This window comes from Endozoicomonas montiporae CL-33 (genome assembly GCF_001583435.1).
GTDB lineage: Bacteria > Pseudomonadota > Gammaproteobacteria > Pseudomonadales > Endozoicomonadaceae > Endozoicomonas_A > Endozoicomonas_A montiporae.
In genome coordinates this window covers 2,538,234-2,562,316 of sequence record NZ_CP013251.1, presented here as the reverse complement: position 1 = coordinate 2,562,316, position 24,083 = coordinate 2,538,234, and the positions used below count along the sequence as shown (strand labels likewise).

General features: G+C 43.7%; 18 protein-coding genes. 1 reads left to right on the top strand and 17 read right to left on the bottom strand.

What is annotated here, in order from left to right; translation table 11 throughout:
* Positions 1 to 10: 10 nt before the first annotated feature.
* The 3 genes from EZMO1_RS11735 to EZMO1_RS11720 form a co-directional block, all read right to left on the bottom strand.
* On the bottom strand, positions 11 to 6,844 hold the full coding sequence (locus tag EZMO1_RS11735) for an LPD5 domain-containing protein (protein ID WP_051789504.1): 6,834 nt from the start codon (positions 6,842 to 6,844) through the stop codon (positions 11 to 13).
* 45 nt (positions 6,845 to 6,889) lie between these two features.
* Positions 6,890 to 7,647, bottom strand: a protein-coding gene (locus tag EZMO1_RS28120) for an IS1 family transposase (RefSeq protein WP_420809906.1) whose coding sequence is annotated in 2 segments (ribosomal slippage) — positions 6,890 to 7,380 and positions 7,380 to 7,647 — 759 coding nt in all. Because the reading frame shifts where the segments join, the coding sequence is not laid out codon by codon here.
* 224 nt (positions 7,648 to 7,871) lie between these two features.
* Positions 7,872 to 8,576 (bottom strand): Cof-type HAD-IIB family hydrolase, encoded by a 705-nt coding sequence (locus tag EZMO1_RS11720; RefSeq protein ID WP_236631961.1) that lies wholly within the window; start codon positions 8,574 to 8,576, stop codon positions 7,872 to 7,874.
* Positions 8,577 to 8,657: 81 nt separating this feature from the next.
* Between EZMO1_RS11720 and EZMO1_RS28115 the strand changes: the two genes are divergently transcribed.
* Positions 8,658 to 9,415, top strand: a protein-coding gene (locus tag EZMO1_RS28115) for an IS1 family transposase (protein ID WP_420809906.1) whose coding sequence is annotated in 2 segments (ribosomal slippage) — positions 8,658 to 8,925 and positions 8,925 to 9,415 — 759 coding nt in all. Because the reading frame shifts where the segments join, the coding sequence is not laid out codon by codon here.
* A gap of 391 nt (positions 9,416 to 9,806) precedes the next feature.
* On the opposite strand, the gene EZMO1_RS11700 is transcribed toward EZMO1_RS28115, so the two are convergent.
* The 14 genes from EZMO1_RS11700 to EZMO1_RS11635 form a co-directional block, all read right to left on the bottom strand.
* The gene (locus tag EZMO1_RS11700) at positions 9,807 to 10,268 is read right to left on the bottom strand and encodes a YjiG family protein (RefSeq protein ID WP_034873342.1); all 462 of its coding nucleotides are present in this window, start codon (positions 10,266 to 10,268) and stop codon (positions 9,807 to 9,809) included.
* Between the two features lie 2 nt (positions 10,269 to 10,270).
* A complete protein-coding gene (locus EZMO1_RS11695) occupies positions 10,271 to 10,951 on the bottom strand; it encodes a nucleoside recognition domain-containing protein (protein WP_034873341.1) in 681 nt (226 codons plus the stop codon).
* Positions 10,952 to 11,174: 223 nt separating this feature from the next.
* The gene (locus tag EZMO1_RS11690; protein WP_034873340.1) at positions 11,175 to 11,972 is read right to left on the bottom strand and encodes an undecaprenyl-diphosphate phosphatase; all 798 of its coding nucleotides are present in this window, start codon (positions 11,970 to 11,972) and stop codon (positions 11,175 to 11,177) included.
* A gap of 133 nt (positions 11,973 to 12,105) precedes the next feature.
* The gene (galU, locus tag EZMO1_RS11685; protein ID WP_034873339.1) at positions 12,106 to 12,930 is read right to left on the bottom strand and encodes a UTP--glucose-1-phosphate uridylyltransferase GalU; all 825 of its coding nucleotides are present in this window, start codon (positions 12,928 to 12,930) and stop codon (positions 12,106 to 12,108) included.
* Between the two features lie 117 nt (positions 12,931 to 13,047).
* Positions 13,048 to 15,075: a polysaccharide biosynthesis protein gene (locus EZMO1_RS11680; RefSeq protein ID WP_051789557.1), complete on the bottom strand. Its 2,028-nt coding sequence runs from the start codon at positions 15,073 to 15,075 to the stop codon at positions 13,048 to 13,050.
* A 22-nt stretch (positions 15,076 to 15,097) separates the two neighbouring features.
* Positions 15,098 to 16,276 (bottom strand): DegT/DnrJ/EryC1/StrS family aminotransferase, encoded by a 1,179-nt coding sequence (locus tag EZMO1_RS11675; protein ID WP_034873337.1) that lies wholly within the window; start codon positions 16,274 to 16,276, stop codon positions 15,098 to 15,100.
* A 68-nt stretch (positions 16,277 to 16,344) separates the two neighbouring features.
* Positions 16,345 to 16,755: a MaoC family dehydratase gene (locus EZMO1_RS11670; protein ID WP_034873336.1), complete on the bottom strand. Its 411-nt coding sequence runs from the start codon at positions 16,753 to 16,755 to the stop codon at positions 16,345 to 16,347.
* Positions 16,756 to 16,861: 106 nt separating this feature from the next.
* Complete coding sequence (locus EZMO1_RS11665) at positions 16,862 to 17,530, bottom strand: NeuD/PglB/VioB family sugar acetyltransferase (RefSeq protein ID WP_034873335.1); 669 nt, start codon at positions 17,528 to 17,530, stop codon at positions 16,862 to 16,864.
* Positions 17,523 to 18,122: a sugar transferase gene (locus EZMO1_RS11660; RefSeq protein WP_034873334.1), complete on the bottom strand. Its 600-nt coding sequence runs from the start codon at positions 18,120 to 18,122 to the stop codon at positions 17,523 to 17,525. The genes EZMO1_RS11665 and EZMO1_RS11660 overlap by 8 nt, the downstream gene beginning before the upstream one ends.
* A complete protein-coding gene (locus EZMO1_RS11655; protein ID WP_034873333.1) occupies positions 18,119 to 19,327 on the bottom strand; it encodes a glycosyltransferase family 4 protein in 1,209 nt (402 codons plus the stop codon). Before EZMO1_RS11655 ends, EZMO1_RS11660 begins: the two co-directional genes overlap by 4 nt.
* A 155-nt stretch (positions 19,328 to 19,482) precedes the next feature.
* On the bottom strand, positions 19,483 to 20,613 hold the full coding sequence (wecB, locus tag EZMO1_RS11650) for a non-hydrolyzing UDP-N-acetylglucosamine 2-epimerase (protein ID WP_034873331.1): 1,131 nt from the start codon (positions 20,611 to 20,613) through the stop codon (positions 19,483 to 19,485).
* A complete protein-coding gene (gene wbjC, locus EZMO1_RS11645) occupies positions 20,613 to 21,734 on the bottom strand; it encodes a UDP-2-acetamido-2,6-beta-L-arabino-hexul-4-ose reductase (protein WP_236631946.1) in 1,122 nt (373 codons plus the stop codon). Before wbjC ends, wecB begins: the two co-directional genes overlap by 1 nt.
* A complete protein-coding gene (locus EZMO1_RS11640; RefSeq protein ID WP_034873330.1) occupies positions 21,718 to 22,752 on the bottom strand; it encodes a polysaccharide biosynthesis protein in 1,035 nt (344 codons plus the stop codon). The genes wbjC and EZMO1_RS11640 overlap by 17 nt, the downstream gene beginning before the upstream one ends.
* A complete protein-coding gene (locus EZMO1_RS11635) occupies positions 22,739 to 23,926 on the bottom strand; it encodes a glycosyltransferase family 4 protein (protein ID WP_034873329.1) in 1,188 nt (395 codons plus the stop codon). Before EZMO1_RS11635 ends, EZMO1_RS11640 begins: the two co-directional genes overlap by 14 nt.
* Positions 23,927 to 24,083 lie beyond the last annotated feature (157 nt).

Genomic DNA, 24,083 nt, shown 5'->3' with positions numbered 1-24,083 from the left:
TTTTTCATGCCTATTTCACCAATACCCCATACTCTCCATTAAATCGGTCCACCTCAAGATTCACCCGCTTCTGCAACCGCTCAAGTAAATCTTCTTTCTCGGAATCCGGCTTATTGCTGTTTTCCACCAGATCAATGCGATCATTCAGGAACTTCAACCGTTTGCGGGTTTTGCGGGCAAACATCGAGAGCTTCAGGTAGTTGCCATACTCGGCACGATAGCCAGCCTTCTCTGCTTCTGCAAGCGACTTATACTCGTCCAGGTATTGGTTCACTTCTTCCAGTCGGTCATAGAAAGTCTGGATATCGCGATACTCTGAAACCGTACCGTTAAGTTTGCGCCAGAATGGAATCTCCCGATCTTCCATCTCCGATATTTTTTTGTCTCCAAAAGCAGCATTAAAGCTCCGACCAACAAACGCGCCAACACCGCCCGTGGTAAATTCAAACAGATGCTCAATACTGTCCGGGCTGATATCTACCCAGCCACTACGAAAACCTGTTCCACCCGTCGCTTCATTCAGCCAGGTAGAAAGGTCACGGAATAGCGGCATCGTGGATTTCATTGCCAGAGTACTATCCGGCCTCGGGGTGGCTCCGGGAAAACCTTCTTTATATATCGGCGCACCGTAAAAGTTTTCATTCACTGCCAGTTGCACAACCGGTGACAGCACCGTCGGTGAAATACTCTTGATGACAGCCTTTTCTGAATCTTCCGAATCCTGAAGGCCAATAGGGTTGAAAGCGCCCAATAATGCCTTGGTCGCTTCTGCAGCTACTTCAGGCACTGACTTCTTATCCCTAAACAAATCATCAGCCAGTGTGCCTGCTACATGGAACACGTTGTAACCATAAGGCAGTGGCACAGTGATATAAGAGCCGTCGTCCTCCCACCACTTCATCAATACCAGATTACGCTCCTTCACATAGTCTGGTACCTTATCCCACCAGTTCTCACCATCTTCATCCTCACCGGCAATCATACGGTTCCATTCCGCCAGTAACAGTGAAGCGCCAGCCAGCCCCGCTGCTACAGTCTGCGCCCTGCGGGATTTCATTACCCTGGCAAACTGGGCTGTACCCTGAACACCGGCATTAAAGAACATATACAGGGCATTCATATAAACGCCCAGCTCGCCCTTGCGGTTAAAGTTCACGGTCAAGTTCTTGGCAAGGCTGGCTGCTTTCTTGCGGCTGACACCTGCTTTACGGGCATTGACGTAAGCCGACAGTCGTACAGCATTTTCAACAGCTGCGTTACCGTCTTCGATAACATCACGCAGATTACCCCACAACTCCAGAGCCTGACCCTTTCGACCACCTTCTGAAACAGTAATCAGCTCTTTAATGCGTCTGGCCTGCACATCAAAGTCATTCAGACCAAAGAAGCCGATCTTGCCGCCGTCTTCCCGGAAATCATCAAACCATCTTTGGTACTCAGTTGATTGACCATCCTTTTCACGAAGGTTGCGCCATATGCCGCGCATAGCTCCGGGAACATCCTTAACCACATTCTTTGCCAGCTGCTCACCTTCAATCCGTCCATCCTGCAAATCCTGCTCAGCAATCACATTCAGCACTGCGGTCTGAATATCCCGGCTGAAGTTGGAAATAACAAACTCAGGGTTCAGGCTGGTATTCAGCGACGCCAGAAAGCGGTTCGCCCTGCTTAGTGTCTGGGTGATCACTCCCATTTTTTCCGGCCCAAGGTTCTGCATCGCATCCAGCAGCTGCTTATCAGCCAGTTTGATGTAATGCTCCTTGCCATCCACTTTCACCGAAAGATAGTTATCACGGTCAAACTTCATAAACGGGTTGTCACGGTCAACCACTTTCTCTGAGCGTGGATCAAACATGCGCTTGGTATCTAACCGATCTTCACTGAATACTTCCCAGTACTCCTTATTGGGGTATTTCTGCACCATGTTCAGAAAGGTCTTGGCAACGTCGTTTTTCTCCTTGCGAACCAGCGTTTCCTCAAAAGCAGCCAGCGAATGCAGCACCGGGCTTTCTGCCATGGATCGACGCCCCATTGCCCGTATGGATTCCTTGCCCCGAATATCAAACCCTCGTCCGGTATTTTGTCGGTGCTGGGCAGACTCTACCTGCTCGCCTTTGCCTTTCAGTGGGACATAATTCTGGTACCGGCTCCAGCTGTTGAGAATGGCCTGACTCTCAAGTCCTGCATCCTGCAATAACGACAGTCGCTGTTTGTTAATCCGGTAAATACGATCCGCCAGAGTCTGCAATTCTGCCGTTTTACCACCCGCTTCAAACCGGCTGAGAATATCAGCAGCCTGTTCGTTGGTCATGCCAGAACCGCCATCAGGCATCTTGTCGTTAATCTTGGCAATATGGGCATTGCGTTCAGGAGCGTGTTTGGCGTACAGATACAAGTCCAGATCTTCACGACCCACCGACGCCTGAGCAATAGCTCTAGCCAGTGGTCGTACATGTCGATTCTCAAACTGACGCAGGGATTCTTCTATCTTGCCGTGAGATAGTTCTTCTGCCAGATAAGTATCAACGTCTTCAGACAGCGGATCAGCGCCATTCAGCGTAATAGCATCCTGAGTACGCTTCAGAGGTTTGAACTTGTCCTGAATCTTGCGGATAAACGCTTCCTGCCAGGTTTCAGGCTGAACAACAAAATTCGACCGACCGCTTGTGCTATCCGAACCAGCACCAGAACCAGTATCAACAGCTTCCAGAGAGTAAAGAGGGTCTTCATCGTTGAACTTTTTTGCCTTCCGTTGGTCTATATTTAGGTTGGACCCTGTTGTGGGATGGAGTGAAACATCGGCAATCATCAGATTGTGCGGATGATCGCCATCGATGCCCGCAGGGTCCTCTTTTCTTACCCTATGGTCATAAAGCCTTTTAATCTGATCATTAGTGTGATCTCTAACCCTCAGATCAACAAAGTAAAAATCTTCGCCAATCTGGATTTTTGTCCTGAGTTTTATTGCCGTCTCAATCGTGTGACGACCTTTTCGATCAGGCTGCGATTCAAATGGCACTGCATTCTCAATAATCTCAGGCATAACCGGCATTAACCTGATTGCCAGCTCATTGTTATGATCAATACGACCAGAGCTACTGTGCTTGAAGCCTTTCTTGTAAAACCAGATTTTCTGTCCTGTTGCTTGATTAGTAACAGACTTGCCATCCAGCTTTTCAGCCAGCTCCAGCATTTTCTTTCTCAGGAAAGTCAGGCGACCTTTGCGGATCAACTGCCTTGGGTCGATTTTCAACACCTTCTTATCGTCAAGGCTATATGCAACAGTGCTGGTTTCAGGGCTATGCTGACTCCCTGCTGGCTTTCGCAAAGCACTCTTCCCCGCCTGCACCAGCTCCACAATATCCGCATCCGTCCACTGAATGCTGGGCATAATGTTACGCAGCAAGCGTTTGAACCGGCTGTAGAGTCGCTTCAGTATTGGCGCTTTAGGGTTACTTTCAGCAATCCGTGCAACATACTCTTCAGCAACTTTTAATTTGCGCTTGGCAGTAGACAAGCCTTCAAGCTGACCAGCGTATTCCGTTTCAAGCGACTGTCGTACATTGGCGGGCATATCCCGGTAGATGCCCACCATTGCCAGATTCAGCTGCTTACCCAGTGCCTGACGTACACCTTTATGACCGACCAGCTCATGCAGCAGGGTTTTAACTGCATCTCTGCCGTCATTTAGTTTGTCAGCAATAATGAAAGCGTCGCCTGATATTGGGTCATATATCCCTTTTACCCGACCACTTACTTTGTCTCTTTGAATATCCTGTTGCAGGTGATCTGGAAGCTCGCTTTCTGTGGCGACTGCTTTAACACCAACACCCAGTTCTTTTTTCATCCGGTGGGCAACCAGACGGGCGTTGTTTAGCTTGATGCCCTTGCCATTGCCCAGACGGTATAGCTTGACACCTGTGTCAGTGGCTTCCGTTTTCAGGCTGGAAAACAGCTGGTCGAACGCTTTAACAACAGACTCTTTTTCTTTCGCGGTCAGGTACGGGTAGCTGTCAGCCGATCCGGAAAACTCAATCTCAGGAACAATATTAGCCAGGTAGTCATTATGAAAACCGCTGGCCTCCAGTTTCTCAATCACGTAGTTCTCAAATGCCCGGGCAGTCATTTCCCGAACCGTTGACCAGTAATCCTTGCTGCGGGTACCGTCCAGTTCGCTGGAACGTGTTGGCATGCCTGTTTTTTCGATGGCCTTTACTACTGCGTCAAAAGCATCTTCCACTTCCGGGCGAACGCTGTCATCCCGTTGCTGCTCCCTGCCTTTCCAGACACTCTTTTTCGGCTGCTCGCTCAGGTAGTCATCCGGATCATTACGGAACCGGGAGAAATAGTTATCAAGACTATGCCACCACTCATGCGCCAGAGACCCTGGGCCATTATTCTTGGTCAGGTTAATCGCTACCTTGTCACGCTCATAGTGAGCAGCGGCAGGCTTCTTACCTCCCTTCCCTCTTGCACCAAAAGCAAGAGCCAGCTCACCATTCAGCGACAGTGCCTGAGTCGGCACATTGATCAGGTTGGCAAGGTCTTTCAGGGCATCATAAGCCCGGTTCAGGTCGTGTTGCCTGCGCCCCTGCTCTACCCAGTTGCCAAACTCCACGCCTCGAAAGCCAAAGGCTTCTGTAAAGGATTCAGGGGTAATGTTCTGACCATCCCGATAATCTTCACCCTGCCGTTCAATATTTACCGTCCGACGATGAGCCGGCACATCTTTCTTCCGCTTCAGCTCCTGCTCTAACCATTGCTGATTGTCTTTCAGGAACTTGTTAGCCTCACCAACACTGTCAAAGCCAGTTTTCAGGGTGATGAATTTACCGGCTGCAATCTTCTTGCCGACCCAGTAACTTTTAGTGCCCCGGGTACGGAATACATCAAAGCGGGTCTGTCGCCCCTTGCTGCCAGTATCACTATCCAGCTGCTGGCGGATAAAGCCCAGCACCTGCTCCTGAAGTTCGGCAAGGCTTTCTGAAGACTGGTCATAATGGCTGCGCTTGGTCTTATTGTCTTTCAGGTAATAGATCGGTTTGCCCGGGTCACGCTGCTGACCATTGAAGATTGAGAACGAACCGGACCGGATACGATAACCGGCTGCTGCCTTCAGCTGTCCCGGTTCCAGCTTTGCCAGTACCGGAATCATATTGATAATGCCTTCCGGGGCATTGCCGTCCTGTTTCATCACTTCCAACACACGATCAGAAGACGCATTCCCACCAACCAGCATGCTCGCAATCTGCCGGGCAGCTTCAACATTGGCAGCCCAGCTTTTCAGCTTGTAGCTTTTTCTGGGCTTGGCGGGAATATCCGCACGCACTGCTGCAATAATCGCCAGCGACTGACTATCCGCGCCGGCTTCATGCAGCTTTTCATAGTTAGGCTCGGGGAAGGTTTTGCTCAGCGGCAGGGCTTTAACATCAACGTCACCTGACAGGCTTTCCCTGAATCCCGCCCAAACATCTTTACGAGCCCCACCAATCTTTTCACCAAAGTCTTCTATTTTCTGTTCTGACTGACTGGGAGTGGCTGTGTTTTCAGTGGCGTTTTTAGACTGCTTCTTATTGCTTACGCTGTCCGGTGTGCTGGAGTAATTTGAGTAGCCATTATTACTGGCGGCTCCTGAAACAAAATTGGAAACTTCACGATCAAGGCGCTTCTTTGCTCGTTCGTAGGCTGTCGAGGTGACATTGGCTTCCTTTATTGCTCTGCGCTCCTTCAGAGCTTTTGCCTCTTCAGTTTCTTTCGGTTCATTAGTTTTTTTAAGAGCAGTTAATTTGCTTTCAATTTCATTTATTCTGTTTCTGTTTTTTCTGAACTGTTTGAGTGTTCGATAGTATCTTTCATCTACTACGTCTTTTTCTTGCTCCTTACCTTTCCTGCCTGATAGAGAAGCCATAGTACCGGCATCTTTCAGCATCGCTTTGTTTATGTTTTCTTGCTGACTTTTTAATTCAGCAAGCTCGCTTTCAAGCCTTTGAATCTCTCGCCCCTGCCCAGCTTGATCTTGAGAAGTATCTGGTAATAGGTCGGCCTGATCTGGATTTGAATCAACAACCGAATCAGAACCCGTCAGAGCGAAATCATCCCGCTCCTTATCCGCTTCTGCTTTCTGCTGTGCCTGCTTTTGGGTTTCACGCTCTGCCGCTTCAGCCGCCTGCTGTTGCTCTGCTTGCTGCTGAAGGGATTGTTCGGTTTGAGTTTGAAGGGAAAAATCAGAAGGGGTTACTTCTGGTTCTGTTTGGCTTGTTCCCGCTTCTTCTTGGAGTTCATTAACGCTCTGGCGTAGGCTTTCGCCTGCTTCGGTGTCAGGGTTGGTTTCTGCTCTTGTTGAGTGCTGTCCTGCTGTTCTTTCAAGGTTAGATTCCTCAATAGTGTTCTGCTGTTCATGAAGCGCAGCTTCTTCAAGCAGGATTTGTTCTTGGGCTTCAGCGATTAATTTCCAGTCTGCATCGTTAAAGTCCTTGCTGTCCACTCCTATAGTAGCATCAGCTTCTTCGAAGTTAACAGGCTCCCACTGCTCATACCACTCTTCCGGCACAGCATTAGCCTGTCTTTCCTGCTCGATCTGCGCTTCCTGCTCATTTAAAAAAGCAGGAGCTTCAAACACCGGGTCGTTCTCGGCTTCATTCAAAAGACGGGTCACTTCCCGTTGATAAACAGGCGATAACGGCTCACCGTTCAAAGCCGCCTTCACTGCCGGTTCGGTGATCCGGTTGGTAACGGCTTTTGGTGTATAACGATCATCTTCAATAGAGCGCCCCTGAAAATCGGCAAACATTGGACGGCCTGACAATTCATTATCAATGGCATCACTCAGCTCATTAACGGTCATTTCCCGACCATCAATATTAAAACCATCGGTAGTGGGCCAGAACTGTTATATCGCGTGAATATTGACCCCAAACTCAACTTTATTAATCAATAATCCAATAACAATATCGTGCATCTTTTCGAGCTTTGAAAAACAAATTGTCTTTCTGGCCAACCGTTTAATCCAAGTCCGAAAATTAAGGTTTTTACGCTCTATCTTCTGAGTGTTTGCTTTACCAATAATATGCATGTTTTCATCAAGGTGTCGCTCATAGGCTCCCCAATCATCGGTGTAAAATTTATTAATACCAAATGGCTTCAGAAGTGTTTTGAGTTCTTTAAAAACTTCATCTTTCCGTTTTCCGAAAACATAAGCAAGCACGGTATTTGTAGCGTGATCAACAGCATACCAAAGCCAGCGTTGGTTCGATTTATCATGAACATACGACCACTGCTCATCTAGCTCAGCCTCTTGGCAGACAAGCCCTACATGAATAATTGCATCTGACTTGAGATCAATAGTTTGAATATTTGGGTTGACCTTTACCAGACCGCTTTCTTTTTTTTTAGAGTCTTTATTACTGTTGTCTTGCTTATTCCGAGTACTTTACTTGTATCCCTGATTCCGCTGCCATTTATTGCCATATCGATGATTTTTTCTTTAACGCCAGGCTCACAGGCCTTGTAGCGATATTCAAGCATGAAGGTTTTGATTTCACATTTGTCATTACAGCAATAGTATCGTGGAACATCATGAGTGCTGTATCCGAAAGGCCGAACTTGGTTACTGCCACATGTTGTACAGAGGACTTGCGTAAGGCACATTTTTAAACCGCATTTTTCAAAGTTGCCGAATGTCGTATTTTAGCAGACAGGGCTAGAATCACAGAACTGTGCCACTACCGTTCTTTCATTGTTATACCCTCTTTGCCTGATTTTATCATTCCACAGTTTGAAACCAGAAATGATGATCCTGATCATATTTCAGGGATCATTCAGAGAGAGTCGGCCGACCAATCAGCAACTGGCCAGCTCTATAACAACAACTTCTATGCAATGCTCAATGATACCGGGCTATCAAGCAATCGCCTGATGATTTGCAACACACCCGACTCCTCATTACTGGGCGCGTTGAACCGGGCAAAGCCTTTCACCTGTTCATGAGCGTTTTCCATGGCATAAGAGTGGTAGCTGACCTTCAGCATTTCAATATCGTTGAAGTAATCACCAAAACTCATGGTCTGCTCGTAGGTAAAACCAATTGTTTCCTGTAGATACTCGATGGCTTTACCCTTAGAAGCCTCAATGTTCATCAAATCCAGCCAGATCTGACCACTGACCACCACCTGACACTCTTCTCCAAACTGCTTTTCAAGAACAGGATAAACATGGCGTTCGGTGCCGTCAAAATGGCAGATGGCTACCTTAATAAACTCATCATTGACCGCAAGCAAGTCATCAACCTTTTCACAACGACGGTAATACTTGCTGATTTCTTCCAAAGCGACTTCGTCAGAGGTCTCAACATAAGCCGACTCTTTACCACAGACCACCAGATGAGCACCTGCAACCTGTCTGGCCTCCATAATGATCCGGTGAACCTGCGCCTTGTCCATGGTACAGCTGTATAACTCTTTGTCCTGGTGCATCACCAGCGTGCCATTTTCAGCAATAAATAGCATTCTGTCACGAATGGGCGCGAAGGTTTCCCTGAGGCTGTAATACTGCCTTCCGGAAGCTGCGGCAAATAAAATACGGTAGTGGCACAGTTCTGTGATTCTAGCCCTGTCTGCTAAAATACGACATTCGGCAACTTTGAAAAATGCGGTTTAAAAATGTGCCTTACGCAAGTCCTCTGTACAACATGTGGCAGTAACCAAGTTCGGCCTTTCGGATACAGCACTCATGATGTTCCACGATACTATTGCTGTAATGACAAATGTGAAATCAAAACCTTCATGCTTGAATATCGCTACAAGGCCTGTGAGCCTGGCGTTAAAGAAAAAATCATCGATATGGCAATAAATGGCAGCGGAATCAGGGATACAAGTAAAGTACTCGGAATAAGCAAGACAACAGTAATAAAGACTCTAAAAAAAAAGAAAGCGGTCTGGTAAAGGTCAACCCAAATATTCAAACTATTGATCTCAAGTCAGATGCAATTATTCATGTAGGGCTTGTCTGCCAAGAGGCTGAGCTAGATGAGCAGTGGTCGTATGTTCATGATAAATCGAACCAACGCTGGCTTTGGTATGCTGTTGATCACGCTACAAATACCGTGCTTGCTTATGTTTTCGGAAAACGGAAAGATGAAGTTTTTAAAGAACTCAAAACACTTCTGAAGCCATTTGGTATTAATAAATTTTACACCGATGATTGGGGAGCCTATGAGCGACACCTTGATGAAAACATGCATATTATTGGTAAAGCAAACACTCAGAAGATAGAGCGTAAAAACCTTAATTTTCGGACTTGGATTAAACGGTTGGCCAGAAAGACAATTTGTTTTTCAAAGCTCGAAAAGATGCACGATATTGTTATTGGATTATTGATTAATAAAGTTGAGTTTGGGGTCAATATTCACGCGATATAACAGTTCTGGCCCACTACCTAAAATACCTTTCTCTTCGATCTGCTGATGAAGGTCAAAAAAAGTAGCATCCAGCTGACCCTGTTCATCCAGCAGGGTTCTGTCCATATCAGTGGCTATAAATTTGATAGAAGAGTCAGTCATGTATTACAACGCAGCCATTAAAGCTTAAGAGGTTAATCGGTACAAAAGGCTAGCTTAGTAACAGGGTAAAAAAATTACAATGGGGAAAACGCTCACACAACTTGCGCCTGATGCAGGTTTCGTGACGGTCAAACGTGGTAAAAAATCAAAAAGCCAGCTGCACTACACAGCTGGCTTTTTGATATTTATCCGATGCACCTTTTAATAGTATGACCGGCTTAATAGTATGACCGGCTGATGCAGGTGAGTTTCAGACGAAAAGATTCATCAGGAACATGGCAATGAACGCGTTAATAATACCAATAGCAATCATCACCGGGTACAGGCTGCCTTTAGTGCCAACAACGCCCAGAATACGACCAACATACTGAGCCGGAGAGCCCATCAGGTAAATGGCCGGCGCCAGAATGGAAATATGCTCACCGGCTAATAATCCTTCTGAAAACAGCCCCACCAGAATACCAACTCCGCCACCCATGGACATCAGTGCGCCCATCAGAACCGCAGCACCTTCACCCGGCAACCCGACCAGGGTCATCATGGGTTCAAACAGAATACCCAGAACACTCAGAGCACCGGTCACGTTCAGAGCTTTGATCAGAATGAACGCCATCATGATATTCGGGATGATGCTCATCGCACCGGCATTCCAGCCTTTGCGGGCACCTTCCACAAAAATATCGGTGATCATTTTCTTGCTTGCTTCAGCCATGATTATGCCACCTGCCCTTGCATCATTACGGGTACGGAGTATTTGTTACCCATCATTTTCAGGTACAGACGCATCATGTTTGCACCCAGAATTTTCAGTACAAAGATCACCATGATCGCCAGACCAAGGCTGGTTGGCGCAGCAATAGAGCCATCCGGATTTGTCAGCGTGAACATCACCGCGCCAGAGCTGAAGAAGTTCACCAGCATACCGCCGCCAATAAACTGGAATGCAGTGAAGATACTGCCTTCATCGTCTGTCAGTTCACCGCGATCCAGCAATTCTTTGGTCATGCTGGAACCAATATCAACATTCTGCAAAGAACCGATAAACGCCAGCGCAGAAATACCTGGCAGGCCCATCAGTGGTCGCATCAGAGGCGTCAGCAGAGTACGTGCCGCTCTCAGCGCACCAAAGTGTTCCAGAACATTAATCACACCCATGGCAAACATACAGGTAGGAACAATTGTCAAAGCAAAGATAAAGCCATCGCGGGCTCCGTCACCGCCCGTACCACGAAAAGAACCTCCGTCCATGATGCTACCGAAGGTGCCATTCAGAGTGGTGAAATCAAACACTCCATACCATTCGGCGGACTGAAACAATCCGGAAAAAAACAGAATAGCAAACGCCAGTGCTATATAATTCCCAATCGTTACCCTCTGCTCATCGAGTGAGTTCATTCATTACCTCATTGACATTCGTGTCCAAAAACTAAGCAGAAGAATAATTGTTTAATAAATGAACGAATAGCGGGAATTGCACGTTTTTTGTTCAGATTTTAACTAATAAATGATTCATAATTTAACTATCTATTATCAATTTTTTCGGTTTATACCACATTCAGACACAAAAAAAGCCCTGCCCGAACAAACAGGCAGAGCTTTTATCAGGAAGGAGCAGCAGTTAAATAATGATTAACAACACCACGGCCAGTAACAATCGATAAATCACAAAGGGCATCAATCCTGCGCGACTGATCATGCCCAGGAAAAAGTGAATACACAGCATGGCACTGACACCGGAAATCAAAGCCCCTGCTATCAACTCACTCCAGATCACCACTTCTGTAGACTTCACCAGATCCAGAATCACCAGCAGGCTGGCTCCCATGGTCACTGGAATCGACAGCAGAAATGAAAACCTTGCTGCCACCTCGCGCTTGAAGCCCAGCATCAGTGCTGCTGTGATGGTAATGCCTGAGCGTGAAGTACCGGGAATCAGCGCAATGGCCTGAGCAAAACCGATCATCATGGCTGACTTCAGGGTCATACCGGACATCTCTGTCGTACGTTTGCCAAAATAGTCAGCGACCCCCATCAATGTGCCAAAAATTAATGTGGTTGCAATAATAACGTGAGTGGAACGCATGGCTTCATCGATACCATACATCTTTAACAGAAGCCCGAAGATCACGGCAGGAAATGTCGCCAGACCAACATACCAGGCCATTCGACTGTATTCCGTCGTACCTTTCCCTGCCAGTGATAACGTCCAGTCACGGATCAGTAACCAGATATCCTTGCGGAAATACAACATCACCGCCACCAAAGTACCAATATGCACTGCCGCGTCAAAGGCAATACCCTGATCCTGCCAGCCCAGTAACTGGGCCGGAAGAATCAAATGCCCCGAGCTGGAAATGGGCAAAAACTCGGTAATGCCCTGAATCAGGGCAAGGACAGTTATTTGAACAGCATCCATAATGATTAAGTACTACACATTCTTGAACAAAAAAGACAGACAATAAAAAAGGCATACAGATGCAAACTGCGCCTGTATGCCTTTTTAATTAACGTTTATAGTCGTTTACTACTGACTCAGAATAAACGATCAGTTACTTGCGGAACTCATCATAGCAGTAATTCGTGGCTTTAATAAAACCTTCAATACTGCCGCAGTCAAACCGTTGCCCCTTGAACTTGTAGGCCAACACACAACCGCGTTCTGCCTGCGCCATCAGGGCATCAGTAATCTGCACTTCACCACCCTTACCCGGCTGAGTATCGGTAATCAGATCAAAAATATCCGGTGTCAGAATGTAACGGCCAATAATGGCAAGATTACTGGGCGCATCTTCTTTGGCTGGCTTTTCAACCATGGTCTCAACCCGAATCAGATCATCGGAAATCGCCTGACCGGAAATAACACCGTACTTATGCACCTCATCTTCCGGCACTTCCATCACTGCGACAATGCTGCAGCGAAACTGCTGGTACAGCTGCGCCATCTGCGACAGTACGCCAGCACCTTCCGTATTAATACAGAGATCATCGGCCAGAACCACACCAAACGGCTGATCACCCACCAGAGTCTGCCCGGTCAGAATGGCATGCCCCAGGCCTTTCATTTCCCTCTGACGGGTATAAGAGAATGTGCATTCGTCGATGATTCTGCGAATCCCCGTCAACAACTCTTCCTTCGAAGAACCGGAAATCTGATGTTCCAGTTCATAGTTGGCATCAAAGTGATCTTCCAGCGCACGCTTGCCCCGACCGGTCACAATGCAAATATCGGACATACCCGCTTCGAGGGCTTCCTCAACACCGTATTCAATCAGCGGCTTGCTGACGATCGGCATCATTTCCTTGGGCATCGACTTGGTGGCAGGCAGGAAGCGCGTTCCATAGCCAGCAGCGGGGAAGAGGCATTTTTTGATCATGGGTGTCCTGAAATCTTGAGATAACCTACTTAGAGCAATAGTACAATAAATAGTTCAGAATAAAACAGGCTAAAGTGTTGCCTTTATCCTGATTCACAGAATCTTTAAAGGCAAAAATCAGGCCACATTGTCTACATCAGCCTTATGCAAAGATTGCTGATACAGCCAGTCCACCACTTTATCACTGGGCGCATAACCATTCACATACCTCAGCAACAGCTCACTGGTTGTTTTGTATCGATGCTCTTCCAGAGTCTGGTTAATCTTATCAAGAACCTGTCTGAGATCAGCCCAGGCAATCATCTCTTCCTCTGCACGACAGATTAATGGGTGCTGGGTTTCTGTGACATTGTCGCCAATCAGCAGCTCTTCATAAAGTTTTTCACCGGGTCGCAGGCCTGTATACATAATGCGGATATCACCCTCCGGATTCGACTCATCCCGAATCGTTAATCCCGACAGTGAAACCATACGCTTAGCCAGATCAACAATTTTAACCGGCTCTCCCATCTCCAGAACAAACACATCACCACCCTTACTCATGGCACCGGCCTGAATCACCAGCTGTGCCGCTTCAGGGATAGTCATAAAGAAGCGATTGATATCCGGATGAGTCACAGTGATCGGGCCCCCCGTCCGGATCTGTTCACGAAAAACCGGTATGACCGAACCACTGGAACCCAGTACATTACCAAAGCGAACCATGGAAAAGTTGGTTTTACTGCTAATAAGGTCATGATCGCCAAGGCCAAACTTCTCAGCATGATAAAACGTCAGAAGACGTTCGTTACTTAGAGCCTGTAAGACCATTTCTGCCAGCCTCTTGGAAGCGCCCATCACATTCGTCGGCCTGACCGCTTTGTCCGTTGAAATAAGAACAAAGTGCTTAACGCCTGATGCAATAGCGGCCTGAGCCGTATACAAAGTACCCAGAACATTATTCTTCAAACCCTGAGAAACGTTGTACTGAACAATGGGCACATGCTTATAAGCGGCGGCATGATAAAGCGTATCGACCTTGTAGGTCTTCATAACATCCAGCAGTCTGGCAGGGTCGGTGATGGAGCCCAATACCGAAATCACCTTGGTATTGATGCCATTGGTTCGAATGGTCTTTTGCAACTCCTGATCAATGGCATAAAGATTGTATTCAGAATGCTCAAATAAAATGATGGCCTTAGGCTGTCTTTGCAAAGCCTGCCTGAGCATTTCAGAACCAATTGAACCACCTGCCCCGGTGACCATCACCACCTGACCGGTAATATGTTTGGCAATCAGTTCAGGGATAGGTTTTACTTCTTCCCTGCCCAATACATCAGCAATATCAATCTCCTGCACGTCCTGAATTTTAAGACGTCCGGACGTCAGATCCTGCAGGTCGGGCATGGTTTTGATAGGCAGGCCGAATGATTCAAGACTTTTCACTATCTCGGTTCGGCGTTTGCGGGAGACCGAAGGTATCGCCAGCAACACTTCCTGAACCCCCGTATCCATCACCATTGCATTGAGTTGTGACGGTTGGTAAATGGGTTTTCCGGAAACGACTCGCCCTTTCAAGCCGTTATTGTCATCTAGAAAAGCAACAGGGCGATATTCTTTGGAATGTTCGAGCACCTTAACCAGCTGAACGCCTGCAGAGCCTGCGCCGTATATGGCTATGGGTTTGCCCTGCTGACTTCTGGAAGAAATTTTTTCGTACGCAACCGGAGACAGCAAAATATCGCGCAAGCGATAGCCAAGAAGCCAGTATCTTGCAGCATAGCGACTTAACCCAAGAAGGGAAGCTGATATCAGCCAGTAAAGCACTGGAATGCTTCTTGGTACATCAAGGCCTGTTGCTGACTGGACCAATGTGAACCCGGCAAAAGCAATCAAGGATGCCCTGAAAATGGTAAACGACACCTGCGGTCCCATATAACGCAAAACCGCACGATAAAGCCCCATCCGGATATAGACAGGTAAGGCAATCAAGATAGCGACTAAACAAGATTTGAGATAGACATCAAAAAACCGAAATAGCCACCCTTCGACGCCTACCCTGAGACAAAAAGCCAGTGCAAGGGAAAAGCAGATTAATAAAGTGTCAATTCCAAGGGTTAGCAGTCGTTTCTTAACTTTGGAAAAGCCAAGTATTGTTTCTCTCACAGCGGCTCCTGAATGATTTTTTTTAAACAAGGCTTGCCAAAGTCATCACCTGAGCAATTGCTGAGCAGGTTTTTTCTATTTCAGAATCGGTTAACGTTGGGTGAACCAAAAACATCAGGCTGGTTTCGCCCAGTTCCTTGGCAACAGGCAGGCGCTGCTCGGGTCTAAAACCCGTATTATCAAAGGCTTTTTCCAGATAAACTTCCGAGCAGGAGCCTTGAAAGCAGGGAACACCGAGTTTTACAATCTCATCAACAATGCGGTCACGACTCCAACCCGGCTTCAGTTTCTCAGGGCGAACGAACACGTAATGCTTGTAACAGGCATGCTCGATATAATCAGGAACCTGAGGCACTCTTAGTGCAGAAAACGCACGACACACATCATTTATACGTGCAGCATTCTGTTGTCTATTAGCAGACCATTCCGGCATACGTGTCAATTGAATACGCCCAATGGCAGATTGCATTTCAGTCAAACGCCAGTTTGTGCCAAAGGATTCATGTAACCAGCGAAATCCCGGAGGGTGCTGCTTGTTGTAAACAGCATCATAGGATTTTCCGTGATCTTTATAAGACCACATGGCTTTCCATAACTCCGGGTCATTGGTGGTGACCATGCCTCCTTCACCACCTGTCGTCATAATCTTATCCTGACAGAAAGACCAGGCACCGATATGACCAATACTACCGACAGATCGGCCTTTATATTTGGCACCATGCGCCTGTGCGCAGTCTTCAATAACATAAAGCTCATGCTCTTTAGCCAGACTCATAATGTCGTCCATTTCACAAGGCCAGCCAGCCAGATGCACACAGATAATCGCTCTGGTTTTATCAGTAAACACCTTTTTAATGGATTCAGCAGTCACGTTCTGTGAATCAGGATCAACATCAGCGAAAACGGGTGTAGCACCTGCTGTCACAATAGAGCTGGCAGAGGCAAGAAATGTTCTGGAGGTAACAATCACCTCATCATTGGCGCCAATGGTCAGTGCTTTCAGGGCGAGATCAAGCGCCAATGTTCCATTGGCAACCGCTACGGCGTATTCGGTTTGGCTGAATTGGGCGAATTCTTTCTCGAATTCACGACCTTCGGTGCCTGTCCAGTAGTTGACTCGATTAGATAGCAAAAGATTAGATACTGTTTTGGCCTCTTCTTTGGAAAAAGACGGCCATGAAGTAAACTGAGGATTAGGCATAATTTAATAATTAATCTAAATTCGGTAATATCGCTTATAAAGGTGAAAATAGTTTAAGACTACTCAACTTATTTATCTTTAGGGATGTATATCTCAGCGTCTCCACTAATTACAATTTTATTTTTCACTTTGCAAACAGTATCAAAATAAACACGTTGTTTAGCTAGATCAATTTCTTTAACTGTTACGATTGCAGCTACTGTATCATCTATATAAACAGGTCTCTTAAAATTTAAACTCTGTGAAACATATACGCAACCAGGGCCAGGAAGCTTAGTACCAAAAAGTGCAGAAAAAAAACCAGCAGAAATTAATCCATGCGCAATTCTTCGACCGAATCGTGATTCTTCAGCATAATCTCTATCCATATGAACAGGATTGTTATCACCAGAGATACCTGCATACCCCTTGATATCTGCATCAGTAATAGTCTGCGAATAAGATGCTGACATACCAACTTGAATTTCTTCAATTTTCATATTAAAGCCAAATCACTAATTAACTATTCGAATAAACATATAGTTGAAAACTTTTTTCATCAAAGCCAACAAGCTATCCTTGTCAACTGAAGAAACAATACATCAACTATTTAATATTTCTTCTCGACAAAGGCTTCGCAGGATTACCTATGACAGTAACCCCGGCAGGTACATTTTTTGTAACAACAGCACCCATACCAACAACAGCACCTTCACCAATGATAATCGGCCTACCTGGTTTTCCTTGTTTAATAATTGCACCAGTTCCAATGTAGACATTATCCTTTATAACAACATTACCATTACATTTGACACTGGGTGCAAATGTAACAAAATCACCTATTATGCAGTCATGTCCAACGTAGCTATAAATATTTGCATGGAACTGCTTTCCAACCTTGATATTTGAAGTCAGGGTCACAAATGGGCAGAGTAGAGAACCAGCATCAATGGAAACGTCACATAATTTGACAACGTTGTGATAACACAAATCCCAAGGATGTACATTATCTTTCTCTATTTTTGATAAAAGTTCACGTCTGATATAACGGTCTGCAATTGCTAAACTAACAAACTTTTCTTTGTCTGGTAAATTTATAAATTCATCATAGCTAACAACTTTAACACCATTGATGAAGCGTTCAGTTAGATTATCGTCTATGAAAAATAATTTTCCTGTCTCGATGCCTTCTTTATGTATATATTCTTGAGCGATAGGCATGACTTCTCTACCAAAGCCACTTGCGCCATAAATTCCAAATACTTTCTCAGTCATCACCCTTACTACCTAAAAATTCATGCATTGTAGCTTCCCCACCATGGTTAATGTCTTCTCTAAATAGTACTTTTTTTATTGTTAGAAATAGAATTTTAACATCAAGCCAAGAATTCCTGTTATCAACATACCAAACATCAAGATTAAATTTTTCTTCCCAGGATATTGCATTGCGACCATTAACTTGAGCCCAACCCGTAATACCAGGTTTTACCTCATGACGCCTGTATTGTTTTTTAGAGTAACGTGGAAGATAATCCATCAATAGTGGTCTTGGACCTACAAGGCTCATATCTCCTTTTAAGACATTCCATAGTTCAGGTAGTTCATCTAAACTAGATCGACGAAGAAAACTACCAAATGGTGTTAGTCTCTCATTATCAGATAATAATTCGCCTTTTTCATTTTTGGCATCATTCATTGTTCGAAACTTTATCATCTCAAATGACTTACCTTCGCAACCAGCACGTACTTGGCGAAAGAAAATAGGTGAACCCAACTTTTTTCTTACATTCAAGCTTACTACAACGAATAATGGTGACAATAATAAAATCGCAACTAAAGATATGACTATATCCAGTAGTCTTTTCATACAATGTCCTTAAAGATACTGATGAACTTTTCGACACCTTTATCTAGAGAAAGATTATCATAATAAAATTTCTTTCCTGCTAACCCCATTGCATTACGATCTTCAGGTGACATTTCTGCCATAGTGGTAATTGCGGCAGCAAGAGATTCAGGGTTGTTTGGCTCACAAACCAAACCCGCACCGGATTTTTTCACCAGATCTGCAGCATCGCCAGCAACCCCCATTATTATGGGCTTACCAATGGCAAGATTACTTTGAGTTCTGGATGGAATTGTGATTTTAAATAAATCATTATCATTAAGATGAACTAATAAAATGTCTGAAGTAGATAATAGAGAGCCGACTTCACTCATCGGAACGCGTGGAATAAAGTATATATTATCCAGCTCTATCTCTTGAGCCATTTCAATGGCATGATTTTTTCCTACACCATCACCGAGAAGTACAATATTCACAGGTATATTCTTTTTCTTCAATAACTCAGCAGCCATTACGATAGCAGGCAAACCTTGAGCAAATCCCATATTTCCGGCAAAAAGCAAATTAAGTTTATTATTATCTGGAAGCTTTGAGTCACAAGTCTGAAAATGGGTTACTGCCTGTTCATCACACCAATTATAAATAATGTTAATTTTATTTTCTGGAACTCCGTATGATATAAGCCTTGACTTAAATCCAGGAGACAAAACCACAATCCTTGAAGACATCTTATAGGTTACCTTACATGCCACACCTATGACCTTCAAAACCTTTTTATTGTTTATCATCCCTGTTGCAGATAAAGTATCTGGCCATAAATCCTGGATGTCTAAAACTACAGGTACTCTTTTAAGAAAGCCAATAAAGACAGATGAAAGACTTGTTGTAAGGGGGGGATGATAGCTATAAATAACATCGACATTTCTACATTTAATGAGACCCAAAAGAAAAGAACTGATGCAGAATGAAATATAATTAAGTGCTCTTTTAAACGATGAGCTATCATGGCTTGGATACAAAGGCACTCGATGAACTATAATTCCATCAATACATTCTTTTTTATAATATGAAATTTTATAACCGTCATAAACTTTTCCACTAGGATAATTAGGGAAACCCGTAAGTACTTCTACCTCATGACCTGCATCACGTAATGCTCTTGCAAATAACAACCCCTTAAACGTTGGTTCAGGATCAAACCATTGAGTATGTAATAGTATTTTCACAATATTCGAAATGAGTAAATTCAGATTCCATCACTTTTTGTGATCACTTGTCAGTAGCCTAACTGTTATAGACTACTGTAAGTCATGATCACGAATATAGAATTTATAAGATACTAGCTTTTGATTAAGTATCTCAGACGTAATAAACTAAAGTTTCAATACATTTTCCAAACAACGCGTTTAACGTAGTCAGTATAAGAGTGAATAATCCGAACTAGTTTATCCGAGACATTAGGCATACTATAGTCATCTACCAATCGTAGTATTCTTTGATCCCCTCTCGGTTGCATCTCAAGAATTTTCAAAGCCTGCAAGGTTCGATCGGCACTCAACCCAACCATCATTACTGCAGCCTCTTCAAATCCTTCAGGGCGCTCATGAGCTTCACGCAGATTCAGGGCAGGGAAGTTAAGTATGGATGACTCCTCAGTAATGGTTCCACTATCAGATAGCACAGCCTTTGCATTTTTTTGCAAGTGGTTATAGTCGTGAAAACCAAGCGGTTTTAATAGACGAACATTAGGATGAAATTTAAGGCCCTCGCTCTCTATGCGCTTTCTGGTTCTGGGATGAGCAGAAACAATAACTGGAAGATTATAGTGCTGTGAAACCGCGTCTAGTACACTCTGCAGTCTGACTAGCTGTTTCGTTGAGTCAACATTCTCTTCCCTGTGTGCACTGACTACAAAGTAATTTCCTGATGTAAGGCTTAAGTTTCTTAAAACATTAGATGCATCAATTTGCGCCATGTAATGATTTAAGACTTCAAACATCGGGCTTCCTGTTTTGATCACTTGATCAGCAGATATACCTTCAGACAATAAATATTCACGGGCAATGGAACTATAAGTTAAATTGATATCGGCAATATGATCAACAATGCGTCGATTGGTTTCTTCCGGAACCCTTTGATCAAAACAACGGTTACCTGCCTCCATATGAAATATAGGTACTTTACGTCGTTTAGCAGGTAATGCTGAAAGGCATGAGTTTGTATCACCCAGAATCAACATTGCATCAGGTTTTACAGATTCTAACACCTGGTCTACTTTAATAATTACTTGACCAATGGTTTCCGCAGGATTACTTCCAGCAGCACTAAGAAAATAGTCAGGCTTTCTTACAGATAAATCATTGAAGAATACTTCATTGAGTTCATAGTCATAGTTTTGACCAGTGTGTACTAGCACGTGCTCACAATGCTCATCCAATTTTGAGAGTACGCGTGATAGACGAATAATTTCTGGTCGCGTACCAACTACGGACATTACTTTAAGTTTTTTCATTATAAAGGACGTGCAAAAGTGTCTGGAGATTCTCTGTCAAAAATTTCATTAGCCCAAAGCATAACTACGAGGTCTTCATCTCCAACGTTAGTTATATCATGTGACCAACCTGGTACAGTTTCAATCACTTGAAACTCATCACCTGTTACAGCCAGTTCATAGCGCTCGTTTGTAATGATCTGCTCAAATTTAAACAGCGCTTTACCCTTTATGACCAGAAATTTTTCATTTTTTGAATGATGATAATGCCCTCCTCTAGTTACACCTGGGTGAGCTGTAAAAAATGAAAATTGACCAGACTCTTTGGTTTTTAGCATTTCACAGAATGCACCACGCTCATCAACATAGCTCGGTAACTGATAGCTAAATTGATCAGGTCTTAGGTAACTGAGATAGGTTGAGTACAATGCTCTGGTTAACCCAGTACCTACCTTCTCAGAGAGTAATGACTGACGACTATTTTTAAATGCTTGTAATTGCTCTGCAACCTCACCAACTGTGCTTTTGTATTCAGTTTTTACCTTCTGGTAGCCCGATTCAATATTATCAGTTAACAATGAAATCAATTCAGCACAGACATCATCGATATAAACCAGATTAACAGGAGCCGAAGGGTTGTGAATATTAATTTCAATATCATTGACTATATTATGACAGAATGTAGCAATAAATGAGTTGTAGTTAGGCTTACACCATTTACCAAATACATTAGGCAATCGGTAAATATGATATGGCGACCCAGTTTGATCTCCATAAGATTGCAACTTACGTTCAGCCTCTGCTTTACTCAATCCATATGCATTGTTTTGTTCAGCCTGTATCGATGAACTCAGCATAACAGGTACTTTTCTTTTATTACTAATCAGTTCCTGTAATAGAAAATCAGTTAGTTCTATATTTCCTTCACGGAACTCATCTTCATTTTTGGGACGGTTAACACCTGCAAGATGATAAATGAAGTCGGCTTCTCTTAAAAATCCTATAAGGTCGTTATGCGAAGTATTTTTATCAACCTTTATAATATTTTTGTAACCTTGCTCACATAGTTGAGCACATAAATTGCTACCTATGAAGCCTTCAGCACCAGTTACTACTATGTTCATTTTACCCATCCAGCTCATACGTTTCACCTGCACAAATAGCCTGCATGAATGGCAGCTTTAAGAGCAACTCTTTCATTCCTTGAATATCCAATCTCTTGGTATTATGGGAGTTATAGTCCTCAACTTCAGATATCCGAACATCACCATCTTCAACAAACTTTCCATAGTTAAGGTCACGCAGGTCTGGCGGAATCTGGTAGTAGTCACCCAAATCATAAGCCGCAACCATTTCCTCACGACTTAATAACGCTTCATATAATTTTTCCCCATGCCGAGTGCCAATTACATTAATTGGATGATTCTCAATATCTAGCAGTTCATGTAATGCATGTGCAAGTGTCTCAATGGTAGCAGCCGGTGCCTTCTGAACAAAAACATCACCATTTGAACCATTCTCAAACGCATAAAGAACAAGGTCTACTGCGTCCTCCAACGTCATCATAAATCGAGTCATTTTTGGATCAGTTATAGTGATTGGCTTACCTGCCTTGATAAGATTAACAAAAAGTGGGATCACTGATCCTCTTGAAGCCATTACATTACCATAGCGCGTGCCACAGATAACTGTCTTAGAGCTATCAACATTGCGTGACTTGGCCACCATAACCTTTTCCATCATTGCTTTGGAAATACCCATTGCATTAATTGGATAAACGGCCTTATCGGTGCTTAAGCAAACAACACGAGAAACTTCATTTGTGATAGCAGCTTCAAGAACATTTTCTGTACCAATGACATTGGTTTTAACTGCCTCCATTGGGTGAAATTCACATGAGGGAACTTGCTTCAATGCCGCGGCATGAAAAATATAATCAACACCTCTAGAAGCATTCAAAATGCTCTTAAAATCTCTTACGTCACCAATGTAAAACTTCAATTTTGGATTATTATACTTTTTTCTCATGTCATCTTGTTTTTTTTCATCACGAGAAAAAATTCTGATTTCTTTTATATCTGTTTCAAGAAAGCGTTTAAGTACAACATTACCAAATGAACCTGTTCCACCAGTTATTAACAGTATTTTATTTCTGAACATTTACTCTTTCCAAAATATTTAAAGCAATTTTGCTTACTGAATGATTTTTCTTAAGGTAGTTATTACCATTAATACCAAACTGAGTTCGTAATTTCTTGTTGTCAGCCAAGGTAAGAATGTTGTCTGCCAAATGATTCACTTCACCAGCGATCGACGAAAGACCAAAACTGTTCTTTTCTAGTATTATGCTAAAATCACTTGAAGCCTCCAAACTGGCAACAACTGGAATCGAAGATGCCATATAGTCCAAAGACTTGGATGGGAATGTAGGACATGAGACATGGGCAACTGTAGCGACTATTCCTATGTCAGAAGAAGCTAGAACTTGCAAATAGTGCTCACGATCCAACTGGCCAAGATACCGACAATTATCTGGATATTGATTAGAAAAACCAATTACATTCTCAGCAAGTTCACCTGAACCACATACCAACAATTTAATTTTTGGATTTTTTCTAATTGCTATTTTAACAGCATTCAATATTTCATCAATACCCCTACCCGCTACTAACTGGCCGCCAAATACAAGCTTTACTGAGTCATCATTGTCATCGACAGCATCTGAATAATTTAATACTGACTCTAAATGCGATGTCCAAATAGGTAAAATATCTCTTTCCTTTGGTATTTTCCCAAAGTACTTTTCATAAAACTTGAGATTTGCCGGACTCATACAAGAAACACGATCAAACGTTGAGAGAAGGTAGCGTTCAGTATTTTTCAGAATTGAGCTGAGCAGCTTTGGCACTTTATTACTAATTTGTTCATTATGTATTGGGAAAAAATCCCAATAAATAACATGACGATAGTTCGAAATATATTTAGAGATAAAAACTGGAAACCACATAGCAAGACATGGTGAGAAAGAAATTACCAAGTCATACTTCTCTCTTTTTTTTATTGCATTAAAAAAAAATGAAAAAAATTTCAATGAAGAAAAAAGCCAACGCATAAGCAATAACAACCCTCTACCATTTGTACAAACTGGTTTTTTTCTATTTATCCTTTTACTTCCTTCACAATTAGAATAATTTCTACTATTTTCAGAACCCCACTCAACACTAACAACGGTTAAAGTACAGCCCAAATTTAGCAATTCGTCGCCAAGCTCACTAGTTAACCATGGAGATTCATCAGGCATTGGATATTTAGTGGCTAAAATCAAAACATTCATAACTCTAAAGGACACCTCTCACGACAGGCATTTAAGAAAATTGGTTTTTAACCATCACCTATACTATTTAGGGCTTAGGGCGTTCTCATTTGGCTTAAGACAATAAAACAATCGAGCAACTCTGGCATCCTGTGATCTGATTTTCAGGATGCTTTCG